Below are 17845 nucleotides of genomic sequence, written 5' to 3'. Positions count from 1 at the left end.
CGCCAAATATTGGGTTTGTTTTATCTGGATTGCCCAATTTTGGGGGTCCGCACAACACATCGCTTTTGAAAGGATGATACAATGAGACAATATGACTTCTCTCCCGTTTACCGCAGCTTGGTCGGTTTCGACCGTATGGCAAATATGATTGATGCTGCCGCATCTCAAGCCGCCAAATCGAGCGCGGGCTATCCGCCTTATAACGTCGCCCGACTGTCTGAAGACAAGTTTCAGATTGAACTGGCTGTCGCGGGTTTCAGCACAGACATGATTGACATCGAAACCCATGATGGTGTTTTGACCGTGTCGGGCAACCAATCCCCGTCTGCTGAAAATGACACCGTTGAGTATCTTCATCGCGGTATCGCAGAGCGCGGATTTGAGCGTCGCTTCCAATTGGCAGACCACGTACGCGTGAGCTCCGCAGCCCTTACGAACGGGCTGTTGACGATCAATCTTGTACGTGAAGTGCCCGAAGCTTTGAAACCACAAAAAATCGCTATCGGCACTGATCTAATTGAACCTGACGGAAAGTTAATTGATGCCAAGTCTGGCAAAATCAAAAAGGCTGCCTAGGTTTAAAGGATGCCGCTTTATCAGGACAGGATGCTTTCCCCCTTAGCTTCCAGCCTAACCTGAGAGCGCATCAAAAAGCGTCGCCCAACCAATCCCTCCCAACGTTGGGCGACGCACTTTTCACAGAGTTTGTGCGGCCGTTGATTTAACTAACGCCAGAATTTCCGATCCCGTTATTTTTGGACTAATGCCCTTTTCAAACGCCTCCGATACGGCGGCGAATATGGCGGCATTTTTAGGTGCAGAGACACCCGCCTTTTCAGCTTGGCGAACGATCTCACCTTGCAAAAAATCGATTTCGGATGGGCGCCCTGCCTCTAAGTCATCCAACATAGAGGACCGCGCCTTGGCATCGATTTTGACGATCAGCTGCATAACAAGCCCATAAGCCCAATTTGGCAATCGGAGTGTTTTCACCAAAGCAGATGGTGTGCGGCCATTAAACGTACCCACTTTCACCCCTGCCGCGTCTGCAACACACAGGGCCTCCTCAACACACAGCGCCAAGGCTCGCCGGTAGTCGCGCTGCATTAGGCCCTCTCGCAACGTGCCACCAGTTAGCGTGTTCAGGCCATTGTTCAGATTGACGATCATCTTTGCCCATTGATCACCCACAATGTTACCAGAGACAGACACACCTTGTCCGCTGTTTTGGAAAGCCGATAACAAAGGCAAAGGTGCGGAGCCCAGAACAAGGTCACCCGCAGTCCCGCTATGAAAACAACCCGGGCCTGTCGGCGTCACATTAAAAGGTACAATCGCGGGTATGATCCCCATATGGTCAGGTAGTATATCCTTCAGTATTTCGACATTTCGAATTCCGTTTTGAAAGCTAATAACCGTCACGCCTCGTTTTCCGAATTTTGCGATTTGTTGAGCCGCGGCGGCTGTATCTTGACTTTTTGTGCAAACCCCAATGATGTCAGCATCAGCCAAAACGGCAGCGTCAGTCGTGCAATTCAGGTTCGGCAGATAGACTTCGTCTCGCTCGAAATGCGTCAACTTCAACCCATTTTCCGCAATTTGTTTGGCATATCGCTTGCGACCAATGAGAGTCACATCTGCACCACCCGCCACCAGCTGCCCCCCCAACCAGCATCCGATAGAACCAGCACCTAAAATCGCGATCTTTGTCATAACCCCACCATCGCGCGGCGCGACACGATGTCAAACTTAATGCGCGTAAGCTGTCTAGTTGTATCAGATTTCGGGTAGATAATTCTAAGATCAGTGTTGCGATAGACGCGAATAGCCCATCATCGACATTGCAGCCTTCCCTTCTCTGCCAAGGCAAAGCAGTATTCCAAAGTGATCCAGCGTGTCGAAAGCTAAAAGCACGTCGACATAAGACAAACAGGTAAAGCAAATGACAGACAAGAGACGACCGCTTTCTGGGCAACATATGGCGGGATGGTCAGAGATTCGCAGCACTCTAACCGCACAGAATGGAACTTATAGCGCGGATATTCCTCCGCATTGGAAACAAGGCCGAACAGCCTATGGCGGTTTAACCGCCGCTTTAATGCTTGCCACCGCGCATGAGGAGATTGAGGACCTGCCGCCTCTCAGGTCCGCGCTCGTCAACTTTGTTGGGCCTGTGAAAGAAAACCCGACACTTACCGCTAATCTCGAAAGACGCGGCAGGAACGTCACGAATGTCAGTGCCGTGGCTCGCAATGGCGATCAGGCTGTCGGGCGCGCTGATTTTCTTTTCGGCGCAGCCCGAAGCTCAACAATCCATGTGGGTATGGATGCACCCGAGGCGCCGGCGCCTGAAGACTGCGATTCGTTCACCCCGGAATCCGCGCGAAATGCAGTTCCCTCATTTTTCCATAACTTCGACACGCGCCTGATAGCAGGTGCGCGGCCCATGATGGGCGATGAGGGCTATATTCGGGCTTGGTCTCGACATTTAGATTCAAAGTCGCGGTCTGGCGTGGAAGCATTACTCTGCTTGGCTGACGTCTTACCCCCCGCTGCCATGCCTCTGTTTCGGAAATTTGCGCCTGTTAGTTCCATGAGCTGGATCGTCAATTTTTTGACAGACAGCCCAGAAACCCGCGACGGGTGGTGGCATGTCGAGTCAAAACTTACCGCCGCGCGTGGCGGATATTCCAGTCAAGTTATGCGTATTTGGAATACGGATGGCGAATTGATCGTCGAAGGCCTGCAATCCATCGCGATCTTTGACGGTTAAACGTCTTTTCGATTTCCAACCAACGGGTTTGCCCACGCTGTCATTATCATTCACGACAGAGGCACGACCGCCTGATAAAACCGAGAGCGCCTCAAGAATATTTGATGTCAAACCCGCACCTGCGGCAAAATCTCTGGACGCCAACATATCTTTCACAAGAGTTTTCGACGCGGTTCCATTCGCCGCGACGAATGTAAGATCGGCAGCATAAATGCGTTTCCCGCTACAATCCAATTTGTCACGATGAGTGACGCGTGGCGCCCCGGAGCTTAACCCGACTTTCGTAGGGTCCATGTGGATGCGGGGGTTTTGTTTTTCGTGAACTAAGACTTAAGGTGAGCCAACACTTTGAGGCTTATGATGCGATCTTATATTTCTACTTTTTCCATTCTTATCGGGCTGGTGGCGATCAGCCCCGGGACAGCAACGGCGGGGGAAATTTTGAAGACCTCGCCAGGGGCTGACTTTACGTGGAGCAGCACGACCTGCTTCAAACCAAGAACACCAACATTTAACTCACAAACTCAGAATCCCGCAGGTCTGATGAGCCAATATACCGTCAAGGTGGATGCTTATCTCGCTTGCATGAAGAAGGAAGCCCAAGATGATTTTGACCGCGCACAATTCGAAATGCAGCAAGCTATCGAGCGCGAATTAGAAAAAACAGTCACCCAAATCAATGAAGACGTGAAGCGCGCAGCCAGCAAACGCTAGCTGTCGACTTCTGCGTCCAACGCATTTGCAATGATGAAATCACGGCGGGGTTCAACCACGTCTCCCATGAGCTTCGTGAACAATTCATCCGTCGCATCAGCGGCTTCGACCCGCACTTGCAGAAGAGAACGTGCATTTGAATCCAGCGTCGTTTCCCAAAGCTGGTCAGGGTTCATCTCGCCCAATCCCTTATAGCGTTGAATTTTGAAGCCCTTACGGCCGGCCTCGAAAATCGTTTCGAGAAGTTGAGCAGGACCAGAAACGTAAATAGGTTCATTTTCACCGCGACGCAGCGTCGCCGTGCCAGAATAGGTTTCCTTCAAAGATGGCGCGAGCTTTTGCAAACGACGCGCATCGGAACTATCGCGGAAACTTGGACGCATAGTGATACGGTCCATCACGCCCCGCACATCACGTTCAAAGACAAGCGCGCCGTTATCATCATAGCGCCCAGACCAGCCGTCTTCACCTTCATCAGCAATCATATCGAGACGCTCAACCGCGAGTGGAATGAGGTCAGGCATTTCCTCAACTGTCAAAATACCCGAAATCGCAATCTGCGAAATCGCACTGTCAGGTGCGCGATGCTTCATGCGGTTAAGAATTTGCTGCACTGCTAATGCTTCACGCGCGACACGCTTGAGGTCTTCGCCGGCAATTACCTGTCCATCATCAAGCGACAATGAGGCATCTTTTGAGCCCGCATCGATGAGATATTCATCAAGTTCTTCTTGGTCTTTAATATATTGCGTATTTTTGCCGCGTTCGACTTTATAAAGCGGTGGCTGCGCGATGTAGAGATAACCCCGTTCGATCAACTCTGGCATCTGACGATAGAAGAACGTCAGCAACAGCGTCCGAATATGGGCACCATCGACATCCGCATCGGTCATGATGACGATCTTGTGGTAACGCGCTTTGTCAGCGTCAAAATCATCACGGCCAATGCCCGTGCCCAGCGCCGTAATCAAAGTCCCGATTTCCTGCGAAGACAACATGCGGTCAAAGCGCGCGCGCTCGACGTTTAGGATTTTACCCTTCAGTGGCAAGATCGCTTGGTTATGACGATCACGCGCCTGCTTCGCGGAGCCGCCCGCAGAGTCCCCTTCCACAATGAAGATTTCGGACAAGGCCGGATCGCGCTCTTGGCAATCGGCAAGTTTCCCTGGCAGTGACGCCACATCCAAGGAGCTTTTCTTTCGCGTCAAATCACGGGCTTTCCGCGCCGCTTCACGTGCCATCGCCGCTTCAGCGATCTTCATTACGATCTGTTTGGCCTCGGTTGGATGCTCTTCGAACCATTCGGCCAAGGCTTCGTTCATCGCAGACTCGACAACGGGTCGAACTTCGGAACTGACGAGTTTGTCCTTGGTCTGTGAACTAAATTTTGGGTCGGGGACTTTGACCGAAAGAACACAAGTCAAACCTTCACGCGCATCATCACCTGAGAGTTTTACCTTGTCATTTTTCTTGGACATGCCTTGGGCATAGGTATTGATCGTTCGCGTTAGCGCGCCACGGAAGCCTGCCAAATGGGTTCCGCCATCGCGTTGCGGGATGTTATTCGTAAAGCACTTCACGTTCTCATGGTAGCTGTCATTCCACCACAGTGCGGCGTCGACGGTGATCCCATCTTTTTCCGCATGCACCTTAATTGGCGTATCCAGGACAGGCACTTTATTGGCATCCAAATGACGAACAAAAGCTTCGATGCCACCTTCGTAGTATAGCTCTGTTACATTCCGCTCTTCGGTGCGTTCATCCGTCAGAATGATCATCACACCCGAGTTCAGAAACGCCAATTCACGTAGGCGGCGTTCCAACGTGTTGCGGTCAAATTCAACCATTGTGAACGTTTCTTCCGAGGGTAAGAAACGCACCATTGTACCGGTCAGCGTGCGCGATGTGCCATCACGGCGATTATCAACGGGCGCGTCGCCGACGATTTTGAGCGGCGCAACCGAATCCCCATGAGAGAACTCCATGAAATGCTCTTTGCCGTCGCGCCAAATCGTTAGCTTCAACGACACGGACAAAGCGTTCACAACTGAAACACCCACACCGTGGAGGCCGCCAGAGACCTTATAAGAGTTCTGATCGAACTTTCCGCCCGCATGAAGCTGGGTCATGATCACTTCAGCCGCAGAGATGCCCTCTTCCGTGTGAATCGCGACGGGGATACCCCGCCCGTTATCGCTGACGGAGACGCTGCCATCGGCATTCAAGACGACCTCAACACGATCCGCATGCCCAGCCAGGCTTTCATCGATGGAGTTATCGACGACCTCATAGACCATATGATGAAGGCCGGACCCGTCGTCCGTATCCCCGATATACATGCCAGGGCGCTTGCGCACGGCATCCAAGCCCTTGAGGACTTTGATAGAATCGGCGCCATATTCAGGGCCAGCGATGGGCCCAGCTTCGGGAGTGGTCGGGACGGGTTCGGCCATTGAGTGAATCCTGCTTGAATCTTCCGTGATTCGTACAAGATTCGGCGCACCAATGTAAGGGACTTACACGGTACGCCTGAAGCTATCTTATGCGCCCTTGAAGGTGCGAGAGACGGGCCTTAACAGCCCGCCTAAGCTTTTTCTTATTTCATCGTGTAAACGACGCCGAAACGGCTAATTGTGTCTGTCTTTTCTAGGCCAGAAGCGACATCGGTATTGTGATCGATACGGAAAGACGCACGCGCGGCCAAATTGCCCATCAAATTCGCTGTCAAACCTGTCTCGTTCCAAAGATATGTGTTGCTGTCACCATAGATAACTTCGCTGTTGTTGTAAGCGGAGACATTATCATTCAGCGCATATTTGAGCTTTGACGCACCGCGTAGCGCCAACTCTTCATCCGTGACTGAAAACGGGCTTTGCGACGTTTGTGAACGGTAGCCAAGACCAGCTTCCAAATCCCAACCGAGCGGCCCAGGTAAGACAGCCTTGTAACCCAAACCAGCGCCGAGGAAGTAGCCTTCCTCATAGGAGCCGAATTTATCGCTGAAATAGTCACCATTGCCGTAGACATAGAGGCGGTCGGAGAGATCGCGGTCAATTTGATAGCCCAAGACGAAACGCTCACGGCTTGTTGTGCCTGAGACGCGGCCAAAGTCAGCAGAAGCCTTGAAAGTATGACGCCACACATCTGTCGTTTTCTGAAGGTTTAAGCCTAAGCCGACGTCGGTTGTTTCGGTGTTACCCGTTGTACGCGACCCCGTTAGGGACGCTTCACCAGACCAGCCGTCATCCGAGGCGTCTTGCGCTGTCGCAGCCGTTGCAAAGGCAAGAGAGGACGTCGCCAGAGTGGCGATAAGTGTTTTCGAGAAAAATGTCATGACCTGGGTCTCCGTTTGTGAGGGTCTTCAATTCTGAGAACGGGGCCATATTTCCACAAAGCTGTATAAGTGATGAACAGAGTTAGTTTTTAATGAATTGGAAAACAACAAAGCGCCCACACTCAACCAAGCAGAGGGTTTCATTTCCGCATTAGAAAGAAAGGAAGCGAAGACGTTGAGAGCTTCTTCACTGCAAACTAACTCTGCGACGTCTGTCCCGCAACGCTAGGCAAACGAACCCCGAGGATTGGTATGAATAAGGTATGTCCATCCTCCTCCGCACTGAGACGCAGAGAAATAGTTTTGCCAAGCGGCCAAATGTCAGCCGTTTTTCGCGGACCACTTTCATAGCTCACAATCCACGGAGCGTCCCGCTCTTGCACAACGTTGATAATGATATCGCTGGAGATATTGTCTGGCCTATGCAGGCGAAGTTCAGACTCACCGCACGCTCCCAGAGCCATCATTAAGCCGATAATCAAGCCAAGTTGCATCGGCGACAAATGCCATTCGGTCAGGGAGCTGGTCTCCCTGGGTCGGCTTCCGACCAGCAAGTTGCACTTGATACATGACATGGACACCAGTGGTAAATTTTGGGGCGGCGTCGCCGCGATTAACTGTGAACCTCAAACCCAGTTGTTGAACAGCATCTTGTCTACTCTTAGCAAGGAACGGCATACCGCATTCCCTACGTGCGTCTTCCTTTGCTCCGTGATAGGCGCAGCGACATATGACCGATGCGCCCCAAACTGAATTTGAAATCTTCCTCGTGACCCTGCCGGGGCTGGAGGATTTACTGTTTGCTGAAGTCTGCGAGCAAGGCTTTCGAAAACCGAAAGTTATTAGCGGCGGCGTTTTGATCCAAGGTGGATGGAAAGATGTCTGGCGGGCCAATCTCGTCTTGCGCGGCGCATCAAAAGTTCTGGCGCGAATTGGCGAATTTCGCGCGATGCATTTGGCGCAGTTAGATAAACGGGCGCGGGCGTTCCCATGGGGCGACTTCATTGCGCCCGGCCACCGCATCAAGGTCGAAGTCAGCACAAATAAGAAAAGCGAAATTTACCACGGCGGCGCAGCCGAGCAGCGGATCGAAACCGCTATCCACGAAGAATTTGGCGCGCGTATCGCGAGTTCCATCGAGACAACAGACGTCCTGATCAAGGTCCGCATTGCGCGAAACCTCGTGATCCTTTCGCTCGAGACATCAGGCACGGCGCTGCATAAACGTGGTCATAAATTGGCATTGGGCAAAGCACCCTTGCGCGAAACAATCGCGGCCATGACTTTGCGCGCTTGCGGTTATAAACGCACCGAGCCCTTGCTGGACCCGATGTGCGGCTCAGGAACCTTTCCGATTGAAGCGGCAGAAATCGCGGCCAATAAGATGGCAGGTCGCGACCGCAGCTTCGCCTTTGAACATCTCGTCAGCTATGACGCTGACGCCGTCCAAGCCATGAAAGACGGCTGGTTCACCCGCGAACCTACCCCGCATTTTTATGGGTCTGATCGCGAGAAGCAGGTCATCGCCCATGCGAAAGATAATGCGAAACGCGCGGGCGTCGAGGCAGCCTGTCATTTTGAAATGAAGCCCGTATCGCAAATTGCGCCGCCCGAAGGTCCGCCGGGGTTGGTCATGGTCAATCCGCCCTATGGCACCCGCATCGGCAATAAGAACGAACTTTTTTCGCTTTATCAAAACTTCGGAGAAGTGATGCGGGCGCGGTTTAGCGGCTGGCGCGTGGGAATGGTCACCACAGAACAATCGCTTGCCGAAGCCACAAAATTGCCATGGAAAACGCCAAGTGCGCCAATTCCGCATGGCGGATTGAAGATCAAAATCTATCAGACGGATGCGCTTTAGGCGCCTACGCCAAAGCCTGCTCCAAATCTGCCAAAATATCTTCGACACCTTCCAAACCGACAGACAATCGCACAAGCCCGTCACTGATGCCGTGACGGTGACGCTCTTCAGGCGTATAAGTCGAATGCGTCATGCTAGCCGGATGCTGGATCAGCGTTTCCGTATCCCCCAGCGAGACTGCGCAATGGATCATCTGGGTCTTGTTGATCATGGCGCGTCCCGCCGCGATACCGCCATTTAATTCGAACGCAATCATCCCGCCGAAATCTGACATTTGCCGCAGCGAGAGGTCCCGTTGTTCGAAACTCATGAGGCCCGGATACCAGACGCGGTCAACATTGGCGGAGGCCTCTAACATCTTCGCGACCACCATCGCGCTCTGACAATGACGGTCCATGCGCAGCTCTAGCGTCTTGATCCCGCGCAGGACCAGACTGGCATTAAAAGGGCTCATCACGGCGCCCGTCATGTCTTTCATCCCGAACAGACGAATGCGCGTGACAGTTTCATGATCGCCCACAAGTAAACCTGCGATCACGTCCCCATGACCGCCCAGATATTTCGTCGCGGAATGCACAACGACATCTGCGCCCAACGTAATCGGTTGCGTCAGGTACGGCGTGGAATAAGTATTATCGACCATGACAATCGCGCCCGCCGCGTGGGCAATGTCGGACACGGCCGCAATATCAACAAGGCGCATATTCGGATTTGCTGGCGTTTCAAAATAGACCATGCGCGTTTTTGCCGATATTGCCTTTATGAGGTTTTCAGGATCGGTCAAATCGACATGGGTCACAGTAATGCCGAATTTCGCCAAGCCGTGATGCAGGAATGAGAACGTACATCCGTAAAGCGTCTCGTCGACAATTAGCTCATCTCCCGGCTCCAGCAATGTCCACATCGCCGCCGTTATCGCCCCTATACCGGACGCCAGCGCAAGACCCGCTTCTGCCCCTTCCAACACCGCAATTCTGCGCTCCAAGAGATCCAGCGTTGGGTTTGAAATGCGCGAATAGACATGGCCCTCGGCCTCGCCTGCAAAACGTGCGCCGCCTTGCTCGGCGGTTTCGAACACAAAGGTGGAGGTCATATGCAACGGTGGCGTTAAGGCCCCTTCATTTTGGGCGGGGTCATATCCGTGATGTATCGCACGCGTGGCAAAACTCTTCGTGGTGCGCATCTGTCTACCCTCCCGATACTTTTATGAAGAATATATCAGGTTGGAAGCCAATATCGTGTTATTTCATCTGTCTGGATTGCAGTATTGGCAGATTCTGCCAATACTAAGTCTTATGGATAGTAAAGACCGTCAAATCATTCGCGCCCTTCAAATGAATGGCCGGATGACGAATCATGATTTAGCCGAGGCCGTTAGCCTATCCCCGTCGCCTTGCTTGCGACGTCTACGCGCGCTCGAAAAATCGGGCGTCATTCTAGGCTATAATGTGCAAGTCGATGCGAAAGCCTACGGCCTACCGGTGACGGTTTTTGTACGCGTGCGATTGGAAAAACATACACAGGACGTCATCAAACGTTTTGAGGACCATATCCGCAAAACCGAACACGTTCTGGAATGTCACGTGATGACGGGACTATCCGACTACCTATTGAAAGTCGTGGTCGAGGATCTCGCGAGCTATGAAACCTTTGTGCGGCAACACCTTCACCCCATTGGCAGTATCGCGTCCATCGACACAAGCTTTGCTTATGGAGTGATTAAAAAAACCGCCGTCTTCCCGCCACTAAACGCGGCGGAATAGATACACTTTTCTGCACACAGGTTTATTTAGGTCATACCCCGCATCGGGGGTCCAACCGCGACGTCAGCGATTTGCCCGGCTTGTGGCCAAGCACAATAATCGGCAGCGTAATAGGCCGCGGGGCGATGATTGCCAGACAGACCTGGTCCGCCAAATGGCAGTGTCGAAGCGGCTCCCGTTGTGGGCTTATTCCAATTGACGATACCGGCTCGCAAACGAGGACACGCGTGGTCCCACACTGCGCCGTCGTCGCAGATCAATCCTGACGCCAAACCAAACCGCGTGGCGTTAGCTTGAGTAATGGCGGCGTCTAAATTCGGCACACGAATGACCTGTAGGAATGGCGCGAAGAGCTCTTCATCAGGAACCGAGATACCTGTGACATCAATCAATCCCGGACGCAAAAATGCGCCGTCACGGTCAAGCGCTGACAATGACTTTGCCCCTTTTGAAAGAAGTTCCGCTTCAAATGCACTGGCCGCTTCGGCGGCGCCGACACTAACCACGGGCCCCATGAAGATATCATCGATATCCCAGCGCCCGATGTTCACTTTTGAGATTTTGGCCAATAACACCTCTATGACGGCATCGCCAAAAGCACCTTCAGGCAAGATCAAACGGCGGGCGCAAGTGCACCGTTGTCCTGCCGTGATATATCCGCTCATAAAGGCAAGGTCAGCCGCCGCGTCAACATCGACGGGGTCTTGAATGATGAGCGGATTATTGCCGCCCATTTCCAGCGCCAATAAAACTTCGGGACGGCCCGCGAAATGTTTATGGAAAAATGTGCCTGTCTTCGCACTGCCTGTGAAAAGTAATCCATCGATGTCAGCATCTAACAAGGCTGCGCCTGTCTCACGTGCGCCTTGAACAAGGTTCAGCACGCCGTCTGGCAGTCCGGCTTCCGTCCAGCATTGCACCATAATATCGGCGACTTGCGGCGTCAGCTCGGAGGGTTTGAACACAACCGTATTCCCCGCCAAAAGCGACGGAATGATGTGACCATTGGGCAAATGTCCAGGAAAGTTAAACGGGCCGAAGACTGCCATCACGCCGTGCGGACGATGGGCCAAACGCGTCGCATCCGTGATGACCGTCGGCGTACGTTCATTATAGGATTTGATCGAAACAGCGACTTTACCCGCCATCGCGCCCGCTTCCGTACGGGCCTCCCAAAGCGGCTTGCCCATATCCCGCGAAATGGCGAGGGCAATGGCCTCACTATGCTCACGCACGCGCTCCGCATAAGCCAGCGCAATATCTGCGCGAAATTGAAACGGACGTAGGGACCAGTCTGCAAATGCGGCACGGGCCTTGGCAACAGCCGTTTGAACCTGTGCAGCGGAGGCAGGCGCGCCTTCCCAGACGACATCACCTGTCGCTGGGCAAATCGATTTAAAAGTATCGGACATATTCTATTTTCCCATCAGGGCTTTGATCGCTTTTGCATCGATGCGACCCTCGGCAATACGGTGAAGGATCAGCGTCGCAAGACCCGCCCTTTCAGACAAGCTGTCCGCGACCAAAAATTCTTCGGATGAATGGATGCGTCCACCGCGCACGCCGAGCGTGTCGATATTTGGCGTGCCCGCCGCGAAAACGTTGTTTCCTTCGCACACACCGCCAGTATCTTTGAATTGAATAGTTATGCCTAAGGCTTCAGCTGTTTCGGCGACGTCGCCAAATAATTTATTCTGCGCGGCATTGCGAGGTTTGGGGGGGCGGTAGAATCCGCCATGCGTATGAGCGGTAATTCCGTCACGTTTCAGAACTTCAGCCAGCGCCGCATCTACTTGGGCCTGCGCCCAATCAGCCGACGGAGCATCAGGCGCGCGTGCTCCGAGACGCACGACACAAAGCGCGGGCACCACATTCACAGCGTCTCCGCCATCAATTGAGCCAATGTTGAATGTCGTGCCTTCGCGCGCATCCGTTAAAGCTTCAATGCGTAAGGCGAAATCAGAGGCCGCCATGAGCGCGGAGCGGCCCTTCTCGGGCTCGCGGCCCGCGTGAGCGGATTTACCTTGGAAGATGACGTCCCAAACTGCGCTGCCTTTACGCGCGCCAGAAAAACTGCCGTCTTCCATACAGGGCTCAAATGTTAGGCCCAGATGCGCTTTGCGCGCCGCCTCCATGATCATATCATTGGACGCATGATTGCCTGTCTCCTCATCGGGGGAGAGAACAACGCAATAGCCAAGTTGGTCTTTTAGCGGTCCGGATTCAAAGGCTTTCAGCGCCTCCAACATCACGCAAATGCCGCCTTTCATATCCGTCAGGCCAGGACCGTTAAATCGCCCGTCGCCAAGGTCTGTGACCTCGGTGAATGTGCCTTTTGGGAACACAGTGTCGTAATGCCCTGTCATGACAATTTGATTGGGCGCGTCAGGGCGAGCCGTGGCCCGCAAAACAGGCCCAGACTGGAAGCCCTGCATATTGCCCTTGGCATCGACTTTCTCAATCGGAGCTGTCGGAACCAGCTCAACGACGGCTTCAGTTTCGCCAAAGACCTCGGCGAGAACTTTTGAGAAATCATTTAATCCCGCGGCATTCCAGCTGCCCGTATTGATCTTGGACCAGCCAATTGTCCGCGCCAACATGTCGTCTTGGCGCGCGGCAATTTTATCTAGCGCAACTTGGTCCGTTTCGGTCAACTTACCGAGGGGAATGTGATCGACATTCATGTGCCGCTCCTTTGGAAATCATACAGGTTGGGCAGGTTCAAGATTTGCGTCAATGCGTCAAGCGCGTCGCGGCTTTCCTGTAAGAACTTAGGATCGCCCAAATCATCACATGCAAGGCGGTCGCGATAATGCGCTTTCACCCAATTTTCTAAATGCGTGATCTTGTCATAGGTCATGATGACGCCCTCTTGAACAGCGGCAAATTGCGCGGGGTTTAACGCGACGCGTAAACGCAGACACGCGGGGCCTCCGCCATTGGCCATAGACTGCCGCAAGTCCAGATAATGTGCCTGCGTAATCGGATTATCCCCCGCCAGCGTTTGATCGACAAAGGCTTTGGTTGAGGCCGTCTCTTCGACTTGGCTAGGCAGGATCAGCGCCATGCCACCGTCGGGCAGAGTCACGAGCTGCGAATTAAACAAATAACTCGAAATCACATCAGGCAATGGAACGGCGTCTGCGCCTGCCATTAGGAAATAAGGGTCAAACCCCAATAAGTCTGTCTGCGCCGTGATTTTAGCTTTCAGCGCAGCTGGGTCATCAAAGGCGTTTTCATGGAAGAACAGAACCGTCTCATTCGAGACGCACACGACATCATTATGAAATGCCCCTGCATTGATGGCGGTGGCACTTTGGGGATGGAACACAGCGTTTTTAGCGTTGAGACCATGAAGCCGCGCAACAGATTCTGAGGCCTGCAATGTCTGCCGCCCCGGAAATTTGAGATCAGTTTTTGGCCCCAGCGCGTCGCGTCCATAGATAAAGACCTCAACGCCAGCGGTTCCATGGGACGCAGACAACCGATTATGGTTAGCGGCCCCTTCATCTCCCAATAGCGGTGTATGCGCCAATGGGGCGTGGACGGCGAAATGGTCTCGGTCGGCGAAAATCGCAGACAAGGTGAGACGGGTTTGCTGATCTTCAAGCGCGCGATGCGGCATGGCGGTCAGATTTGCGGGCGTGAAATGCACGCGACCATCGGAACTATCGGCGCTGGGCGTGACCGTCGCGGCATTGGCCGTCCACATGCAGGACGCCGAGCTGTAGTTCGCGACCAGCGCAGGGCTGTGCGCGAAAGCGGATTCTAAAACCTGACCGTCGGTTCCACCAAATCCCAAAGCACGAAGACCTGACACATAAGGGCGTTCTTGCGGCGGCAAGACGGCTTGAGGGATGCCCAAGTCTAGGAGCCTCCGCATTTTCGCCAACCCTTGCAAAGCGGCTGCCTTTGGATTGGCGGCATTGCCTTGATTGGAAGATGACGCGATATTCCCGTGGCTCAGGCCTGCATAATTGTGGCTAGGTCCAACGAGACCATCGAAATTCATCTCTACTGTTTTTGAAGTCGAAGACATAAACTAACCTCGACGATTCTGCGCGAGCGCAACAAGTGGTGTAATGGTGCCCAAGGCGTCACATGCCTCGCGACCCGCTTTCTCGGCACCGGGATAAGCCGCCCCAATTGCAGCGCGGAAATTTTTTCCCTCCCCCGTGAAATGCAGATACTTGCATTCGGACTCTGCGACGCCGCCGCCTGTGGCTTGATAAACAGTTTGAGAGATCAGCGTGCGATCCGTGCGACAGCGAATGGCCGGGCCGCCATCAAAAATGTCGCAGAGGTCTGTGTCTTGAAACCCTGCGGAAAGAAGCAAATTCATCGCGCCCGCTGAGAGGTCATGGGGCTTGCCCGCACAATTGGCAGCGGCTTCTGGTAGGAGGTTCATGAGGATTGGCAAAGCCGGGAGCAACTCGACGATAAAGGCGGCATCGCCAGCAGAATGATGATCGGCCTCATCGAAATTGGTTTGAATAAATCGCGACGTTAAATGTTTCCAGAATGGAGAGACACCGTCCTCATCGACCCAACCGCGAATATCGGCCATCAAGTCTTTCTCAAACCGATCACGATGAGCATGAATAAACCCAAGACGCCCGATTGAGAGCAGCCGCCCTGCGCCTGACCCTCTAGACTCGGGGTCGATAAAGATTGTCGCCAGTTCGGTGTAATCATCGAAATCTGTCGTGAGTTGCAGCGTGTCATAGCGGACAGACAGATCAAGCTGAGACGCTTTGCGGGCATGACGAGAGCGTTTGAACGAATAGAACGGGCGATCGACGCCCAACCGCGGGATAATGCCAGAAATTCCCAAGATTTTACCCTCACGCTCGGCAACGAACAGCAAACGGTTTGCACCAGGTTTGTGCGCGAGAAAATCCAAAGACTCCGAGACATATTCGGTCACGGCTTGTTTTGTTTTCGGAACGGTGGTCAGGCCAGAATCAGCCTTTGAGGTAAATTTGTAGATCGCCGAAATATCTTCGGCGTTCGCTGGTCTAAAGAGAGCGGTCACGGGCGGCCTTTCAAGATTAAAAGGTCCGGCAAGCCGTCCGCCCGATGCGCCAGCAGTTGCCGTGTAGGGCCAGTCTATAGCCAGACCCCATACCGAGTTCAAGACGAGAGCGCTCACCCCCAATTTCGATGTTGCGGTGAGATGGTGACACCTCTTACAATATTATGTGGGCGTCACAATTATGTGGGCGTCACAAAAAATCGCTTCCCAAAAACACATAACATGGTGTAATTTGAATTCGTGGCCCAGCTCTCAGGGGCCTCGTCGACGTATTATGGAGGCAATTATGTCCAAGCGTCATCGTAAAACTAAAGAGTTTATGTCCAGCCGTATGATGGCTTCGGACGGTCTGTCCCTCATGGATGCAGATGATTGGTATGAGGCCCCGAAGGGTCGCAAACCAAAAGGCCGCGAACGCCGCCGTATGCAAAAGCCCGCCTTTTACGACATGTAATGATCTTTTGGGATGAAGAGGAATCGAGTCCTTATGGCATTCCAGCAAGAGAATTTAGGTCAAAACCAAACCTAGCAGGTGTTCTCGCCTGCTAAGTCATCGGTGTGCGCAAGTGTTATATCCGCAGAGAATTTTTACAGATTCTCTGATCGGGTACTCTAACATTTGTTTTCGGTCGTCAGGGGAACCGTCATTCAAACACAGAACCGCAGCTATTGCCCGTTATCGGATGTTTCAGAAGACGACTTGTTAAGTGGTACGGGCGGTCGGAATCGAACCGACACTCCAAAGGAACGGGATTTTGAATCCCGCGCGTCTACCAATTCCGCCACGCCCGCATACCATACAAAACTCATGACGATGAGTAGTGAGCAGCCTTCTATTCATTTGGACGGGGCCGTCAACTGTTTTGGCCATAAAGCTGCCCTTAACCTACAGCAGATACAGCCCCCTGATGAAGGGTAAACTTGCATTTCTTGAAAAGTGGTATGACGCCACAAAACGGGCGGCTGGGCACAAGCGTGCGACGCCGATCTTGTGCGCGGTTTCCTTTGCCGAAAGCTCCTTTTTTCCTATTCCTGTGGACCTTATGTTGATGCCCATGGTGCAGGCGCGCCCTAAAGCGTGGTGGCGTCTGGCGCTGATTGCGAGTTTCTTCTCGGTTCTTGGCGGTATCTTTGGCTATTTTTTGGGCATGTTATTTTTTGATACGATTGCCGGCCCCGTTCTGGAGCGAATGGGGAAGCTCGATAGTATGAACACATTTAGTGATAAAGTGAATGAAGACGGGGCGCTTTGGGTCTTTGGCGCAGGATTTACCCCCTTCCCTTATAAAGTCATTACAATCATGAGCGGAGCCATCCCCGTTAGCTTTGGCATCTTCGTCACAGCTAGCGTTTTATCACGCACGTTACGGTTTTTGGCTGTGGCTGGAATCGTTCGCCTGATGGGCGAAACGGCCGAGCGGTGGATGAAAGAGCATTTTGCGATCTTCACATTTGGGCTGTTTGCCGTGCTGCTCGTATTATATTTCGGACTAAAAGCCGTCATGCCGCACTAGGCATTATTGGGGCAATAAGCCAATCGTGCGGTGGAACCCATAATCAGAAAATGCTTTCGCCCGCGCATCATCTGTGTCTGGGCCAATGAGAAAAGCAGTTTCTGGATGGTCTGGTAGTGTGCGCGCCACTATTTCAGACAGCACCGCGCTTAGGCGACGCGCGATGGCGGCGCCGCTATCGATCCATTTGACACTTTGTGTGACGCTGGCTTGCAGGTCCTCTCGCAGCAATGGGAAATGCGTACACGCCAGAACAACGGCATCCACATCTGCACCGATGCGACCCGCAAACAGCGGAGCGATTTCTTCGCGCAAGACCGCCATATCCACAGCTTGACCCGAAAGTTTCTTCTCAGCTTCCGCGACCAAACGCGTCGAGCCTTGCAACAGCACGTGGCATTCCGTGGCAAAATCCGCGATCAGCGTATCAACATAGGCGCGCCGTACGGTTCCGGGCGTACCCAATACCCCGATCGCCCGCGTGGCAGAGCGTTCAGCCGCAGGCTTGATCGCGGGCACAACCCCGATAACAGGTACGGACAGCGCCGCGCGGATAGGCGGTAGCGCTGTCGTTGATGCCGTGTTGCAGGCCACCACGACCGCATCGACGTCCAACATTTCAACAAGTGTGGCCAAGAGCCCTGGCAATCGCGCGCGCAATTGCGCTTCAGACTTATTGCCATAGGGGCGAAAGACATCATCGGCGACATAGGACAAAAAGGCGTCGGGCTGCCGCGCACGGATTTCCGCGACAACCGACAAGCCGCCGACGCCAGAATCAAAGACTAAAACATGATGGCCAAGAGGGGACATGTGTCAGCTTTTGCCAAGACAGGGTGAGGAAAGTATGA

General features: G+C 53.2%; 17 protein-coding genes and 1 tRNA gene. 7 read left to right on the top strand and 11 right to left on the bottom strand.

The features are described 5' to 3' along the window. Positions 1 to 81: 81 nt before the first annotated feature. Positions 82 to 576: an Hsp20 family protein gene (locus tag IE073_RS08960; RefSeq protein WP_189584537.1), complete on the top strand. Its 495-nt coding sequence runs from the start codon at positions 82 to 84 to the stop codon at positions 574 to 576. Positions 577 to 696: 120 nt separating this feature from the next. Here IE073_RS08960 and IE073_RS08955 read toward each other — a convergent pair whose 3' ends face one another. Then, positions 697 to 1713 carry a 2-dehydropantoate 2-reductase gene (locus tag IE073_RS08955; RefSeq protein WP_189584534.1) on the bottom strand — a complete coding sequence of 339 codons (1017 nt, stop codon included), beginning with the start codon at positions 1711 to 1713 and terminating at the stop codon, positions 697 to 699. 229 nt (positions 1714 to 1942) lie between these two features. Here IE073_RS08955 and IE073_RS08950 point away from each other — a divergent pair, with 229 nt between their 5' ends. Continuing rightward, complete coding sequence (locus IE073_RS08950) at positions 1943 to 2773, top strand: acyl-CoA thioesterase (protein ID WP_189584531.1); 831 nt, start codon at positions 1943 to 1945, stop codon at positions 2771 to 2773. 357 nt (positions 2774 to 3130) lie between these two features. Further along, positions 3131 to 3487 (top strand): hypothetical protein, encoded by a 357-nt coding sequence (locus IE073_RS08945; RefSeq protein WP_189584529.1) that lies wholly within the window; start codon positions 3131 to 3133, stop codon positions 3485 to 3487. On the opposite strand, the gene gyrB is transcribed toward IE073_RS08945, so the two are convergent. From gyrB to IE073_RS14165, 3 genes are all read right to left on the bottom strand, one after another. After that, entirely contained in the window at positions 3484 to 5940 is a 2457-nt protein-coding gene (gyrB, locus tag IE073_RS08940) for a DNA topoisomerase (ATP-hydrolyzing) subunit B (RefSeq protein ID WP_189584527.1), read from the bottom strand. The genes IE073_RS08945 and gyrB overlap by 4 nt on opposite strands. 143 nt (positions 5941 to 6083) lie before the next feature. Beyond that, positions 6084 to 6821, bottom strand: a complete 738-nt coding sequence (locus tag IE073_RS08935) for a DUF481 domain-containing protein (protein ID WP_189584525.1) — start codon at positions 6819 to 6821, stop codon at positions 6084 to 6086. A gap of 197 nt (positions 6822 to 7018) precedes the next feature. Then, positions 7019 to 7396: a hypothetical protein gene (locus IE073_RS14165; protein WP_233349953.1), complete on the bottom strand. Its 378-nt coding sequence runs from the start codon at positions 7394 to 7396 to the stop codon at positions 7019 to 7021. Between the two features lie 155 nt (positions 7397 to 7551). Here IE073_RS14165 and IE073_RS08930 point away from each other — a divergent pair, with 155 nt between their 5' ends. Next, positions 7552 to 8682 carry a THUMP domain-containing class I SAM-dependent RNA methyltransferase gene (locus IE073_RS08930; RefSeq protein WP_189584523.1) on the top strand — a complete coding sequence of 377 codons (1131 nt, stop codon included), beginning with the start codon at positions 7552 to 7554 and terminating at the stop codon, positions 8680 to 8682. 4 nt (positions 8683 to 8686) lie between these two features. Here the strand turns inward: IE073_RS08930 and IE073_RS08925 are convergent, their stop codons facing one another. After that, a complete protein-coding gene (locus IE073_RS08925) occupies positions 8687 to 9865 on the bottom strand; it encodes a methionine gamma-lyase (RefSeq protein WP_189584521.1) in 1179 nt (392 codons plus the stop codon). Positions 9866 to 9977: 112 nt separating this feature from the next. Between IE073_RS08925 and IE073_RS08920 the strand changes: the two genes are divergently transcribed. After that, positions 9978 to 10445: an Lrp/AsnC family transcriptional regulator gene (locus IE073_RS08920; protein WP_189586218.1), complete on the top strand. Its 468-nt coding sequence runs from the start codon at positions 9978 to 9980 to the stop codon at positions 10443 to 10445. A 26-nt stretch (positions 10446 to 10471) separates the two neighbouring features. Here the strand turns inward: IE073_RS08920 and astD are convergent, their stop codons facing one another. Genes astD through IE073_RS08900 form a run of 4 tightly spaced genes read right to left on the bottom strand, consistent with a single transcriptional unit; the run spans position 10472 to position 15597 of the window. Next, positions 10472 to 11857 carry a succinylglutamate-semialdehyde dehydrogenase gene (astD, locus tag IE073_RS08915; protein ID WP_189584519.1) on the bottom strand — a complete coding sequence of 462 codons (1386 nt, stop codon included), beginning with the start codon at positions 11855 to 11857 and terminating at the stop codon, positions 10472 to 10474. A 3-nt stretch (positions 11858 to 11860) separates the two neighbouring features. Further along, positions 11861 to 13129 carry a hydrolase gene (locus IE073_RS08910; protein WP_189584516.1) on the bottom strand — a complete coding sequence of 423 codons (1269 nt, stop codon included), beginning with the start codon at positions 13127 to 13129 and terminating at the stop codon, positions 11861 to 11863. Continuing rightward, positions 13126 to 14484 (bottom strand): N-succinylarginine dihydrolase, encoded by a 1359-nt coding sequence (astB, locus tag IE073_RS08905; protein ID WP_189584513.1) that lies wholly within the window; start codon positions 14482 to 14484, stop codon positions 13126 to 13128. The genes IE073_RS08910 and astB overlap by 4 nt, the downstream gene beginning before the upstream one ends. A 3-nt stretch (positions 14485 to 14487) precedes the next feature. Then, the gene (locus IE073_RS08900; RefSeq protein WP_233349951.1) at positions 14488 to 15597 is read right to left on the bottom strand and encodes an arginine N-succinyltransferase; all 1110 of its coding nucleotides are present in this window, start codon (positions 15595 to 15597) and stop codon (positions 14488 to 14490) included. 169 nt (positions 15598 to 15766) lie between these two features. On the opposite strand from IE073_RS08900, the gene IE073_RS08895 reads away from it, so the two are divergent. Beyond that, entirely contained in the window at positions 15767 to 15934 is a 168-nt protein-coding gene (locus tag IE073_RS08895; protein ID WP_189584508.1) for a hypothetical protein, read from the top strand. Positions 15935 to 16188: 254 nt separating this feature from the next. Here the strand turns inward: IE073_RS08895 and IE073_RS08890 are convergent. After that, a tRNA-Leu gene (locus IE073_RS08890) sits at positions 16189 to 16272 on the bottom strand. A gap of 116 nt (positions 16273 to 16388) precedes the next feature. Here IE073_RS08890 and IE073_RS08885 point away from each other — a divergent pair. After that, positions 16389 to 16994: a YqaA family protein gene (locus IE073_RS08885; protein ID WP_189584505.1), complete on the top strand. Its 606-nt coding sequence runs from the start codon at positions 16389 to 16391 to the stop codon at positions 16992 to 16994. A gap of 3 nt (positions 16995 to 16997) precedes the next feature. Here IE073_RS08885 and murI read toward each other — a convergent pair whose 3' ends face one another. After that, entirely contained in the window at positions 16998 to 17807 is an 810-nt protein-coding gene (gene murI, locus IE073_RS08880; protein ID WP_189584502.1) for a glutamate racemase, read from the bottom strand. Positions 17808 to 17845 lie beyond the last annotated feature (38 nt).

Source organism: Litorimonas cladophorae (assembly GCF_014652455.1).
GTDB classification, from domain to species: Bacteria; Pseudomonadota; Alphaproteobacteria; order Caulobacterales; family Maricaulaceae; genus Litorimonas; species Litorimonas cladophorae.
This window is presented reverse-complemented; position numbering and strand designations above follow the sequence as displayed.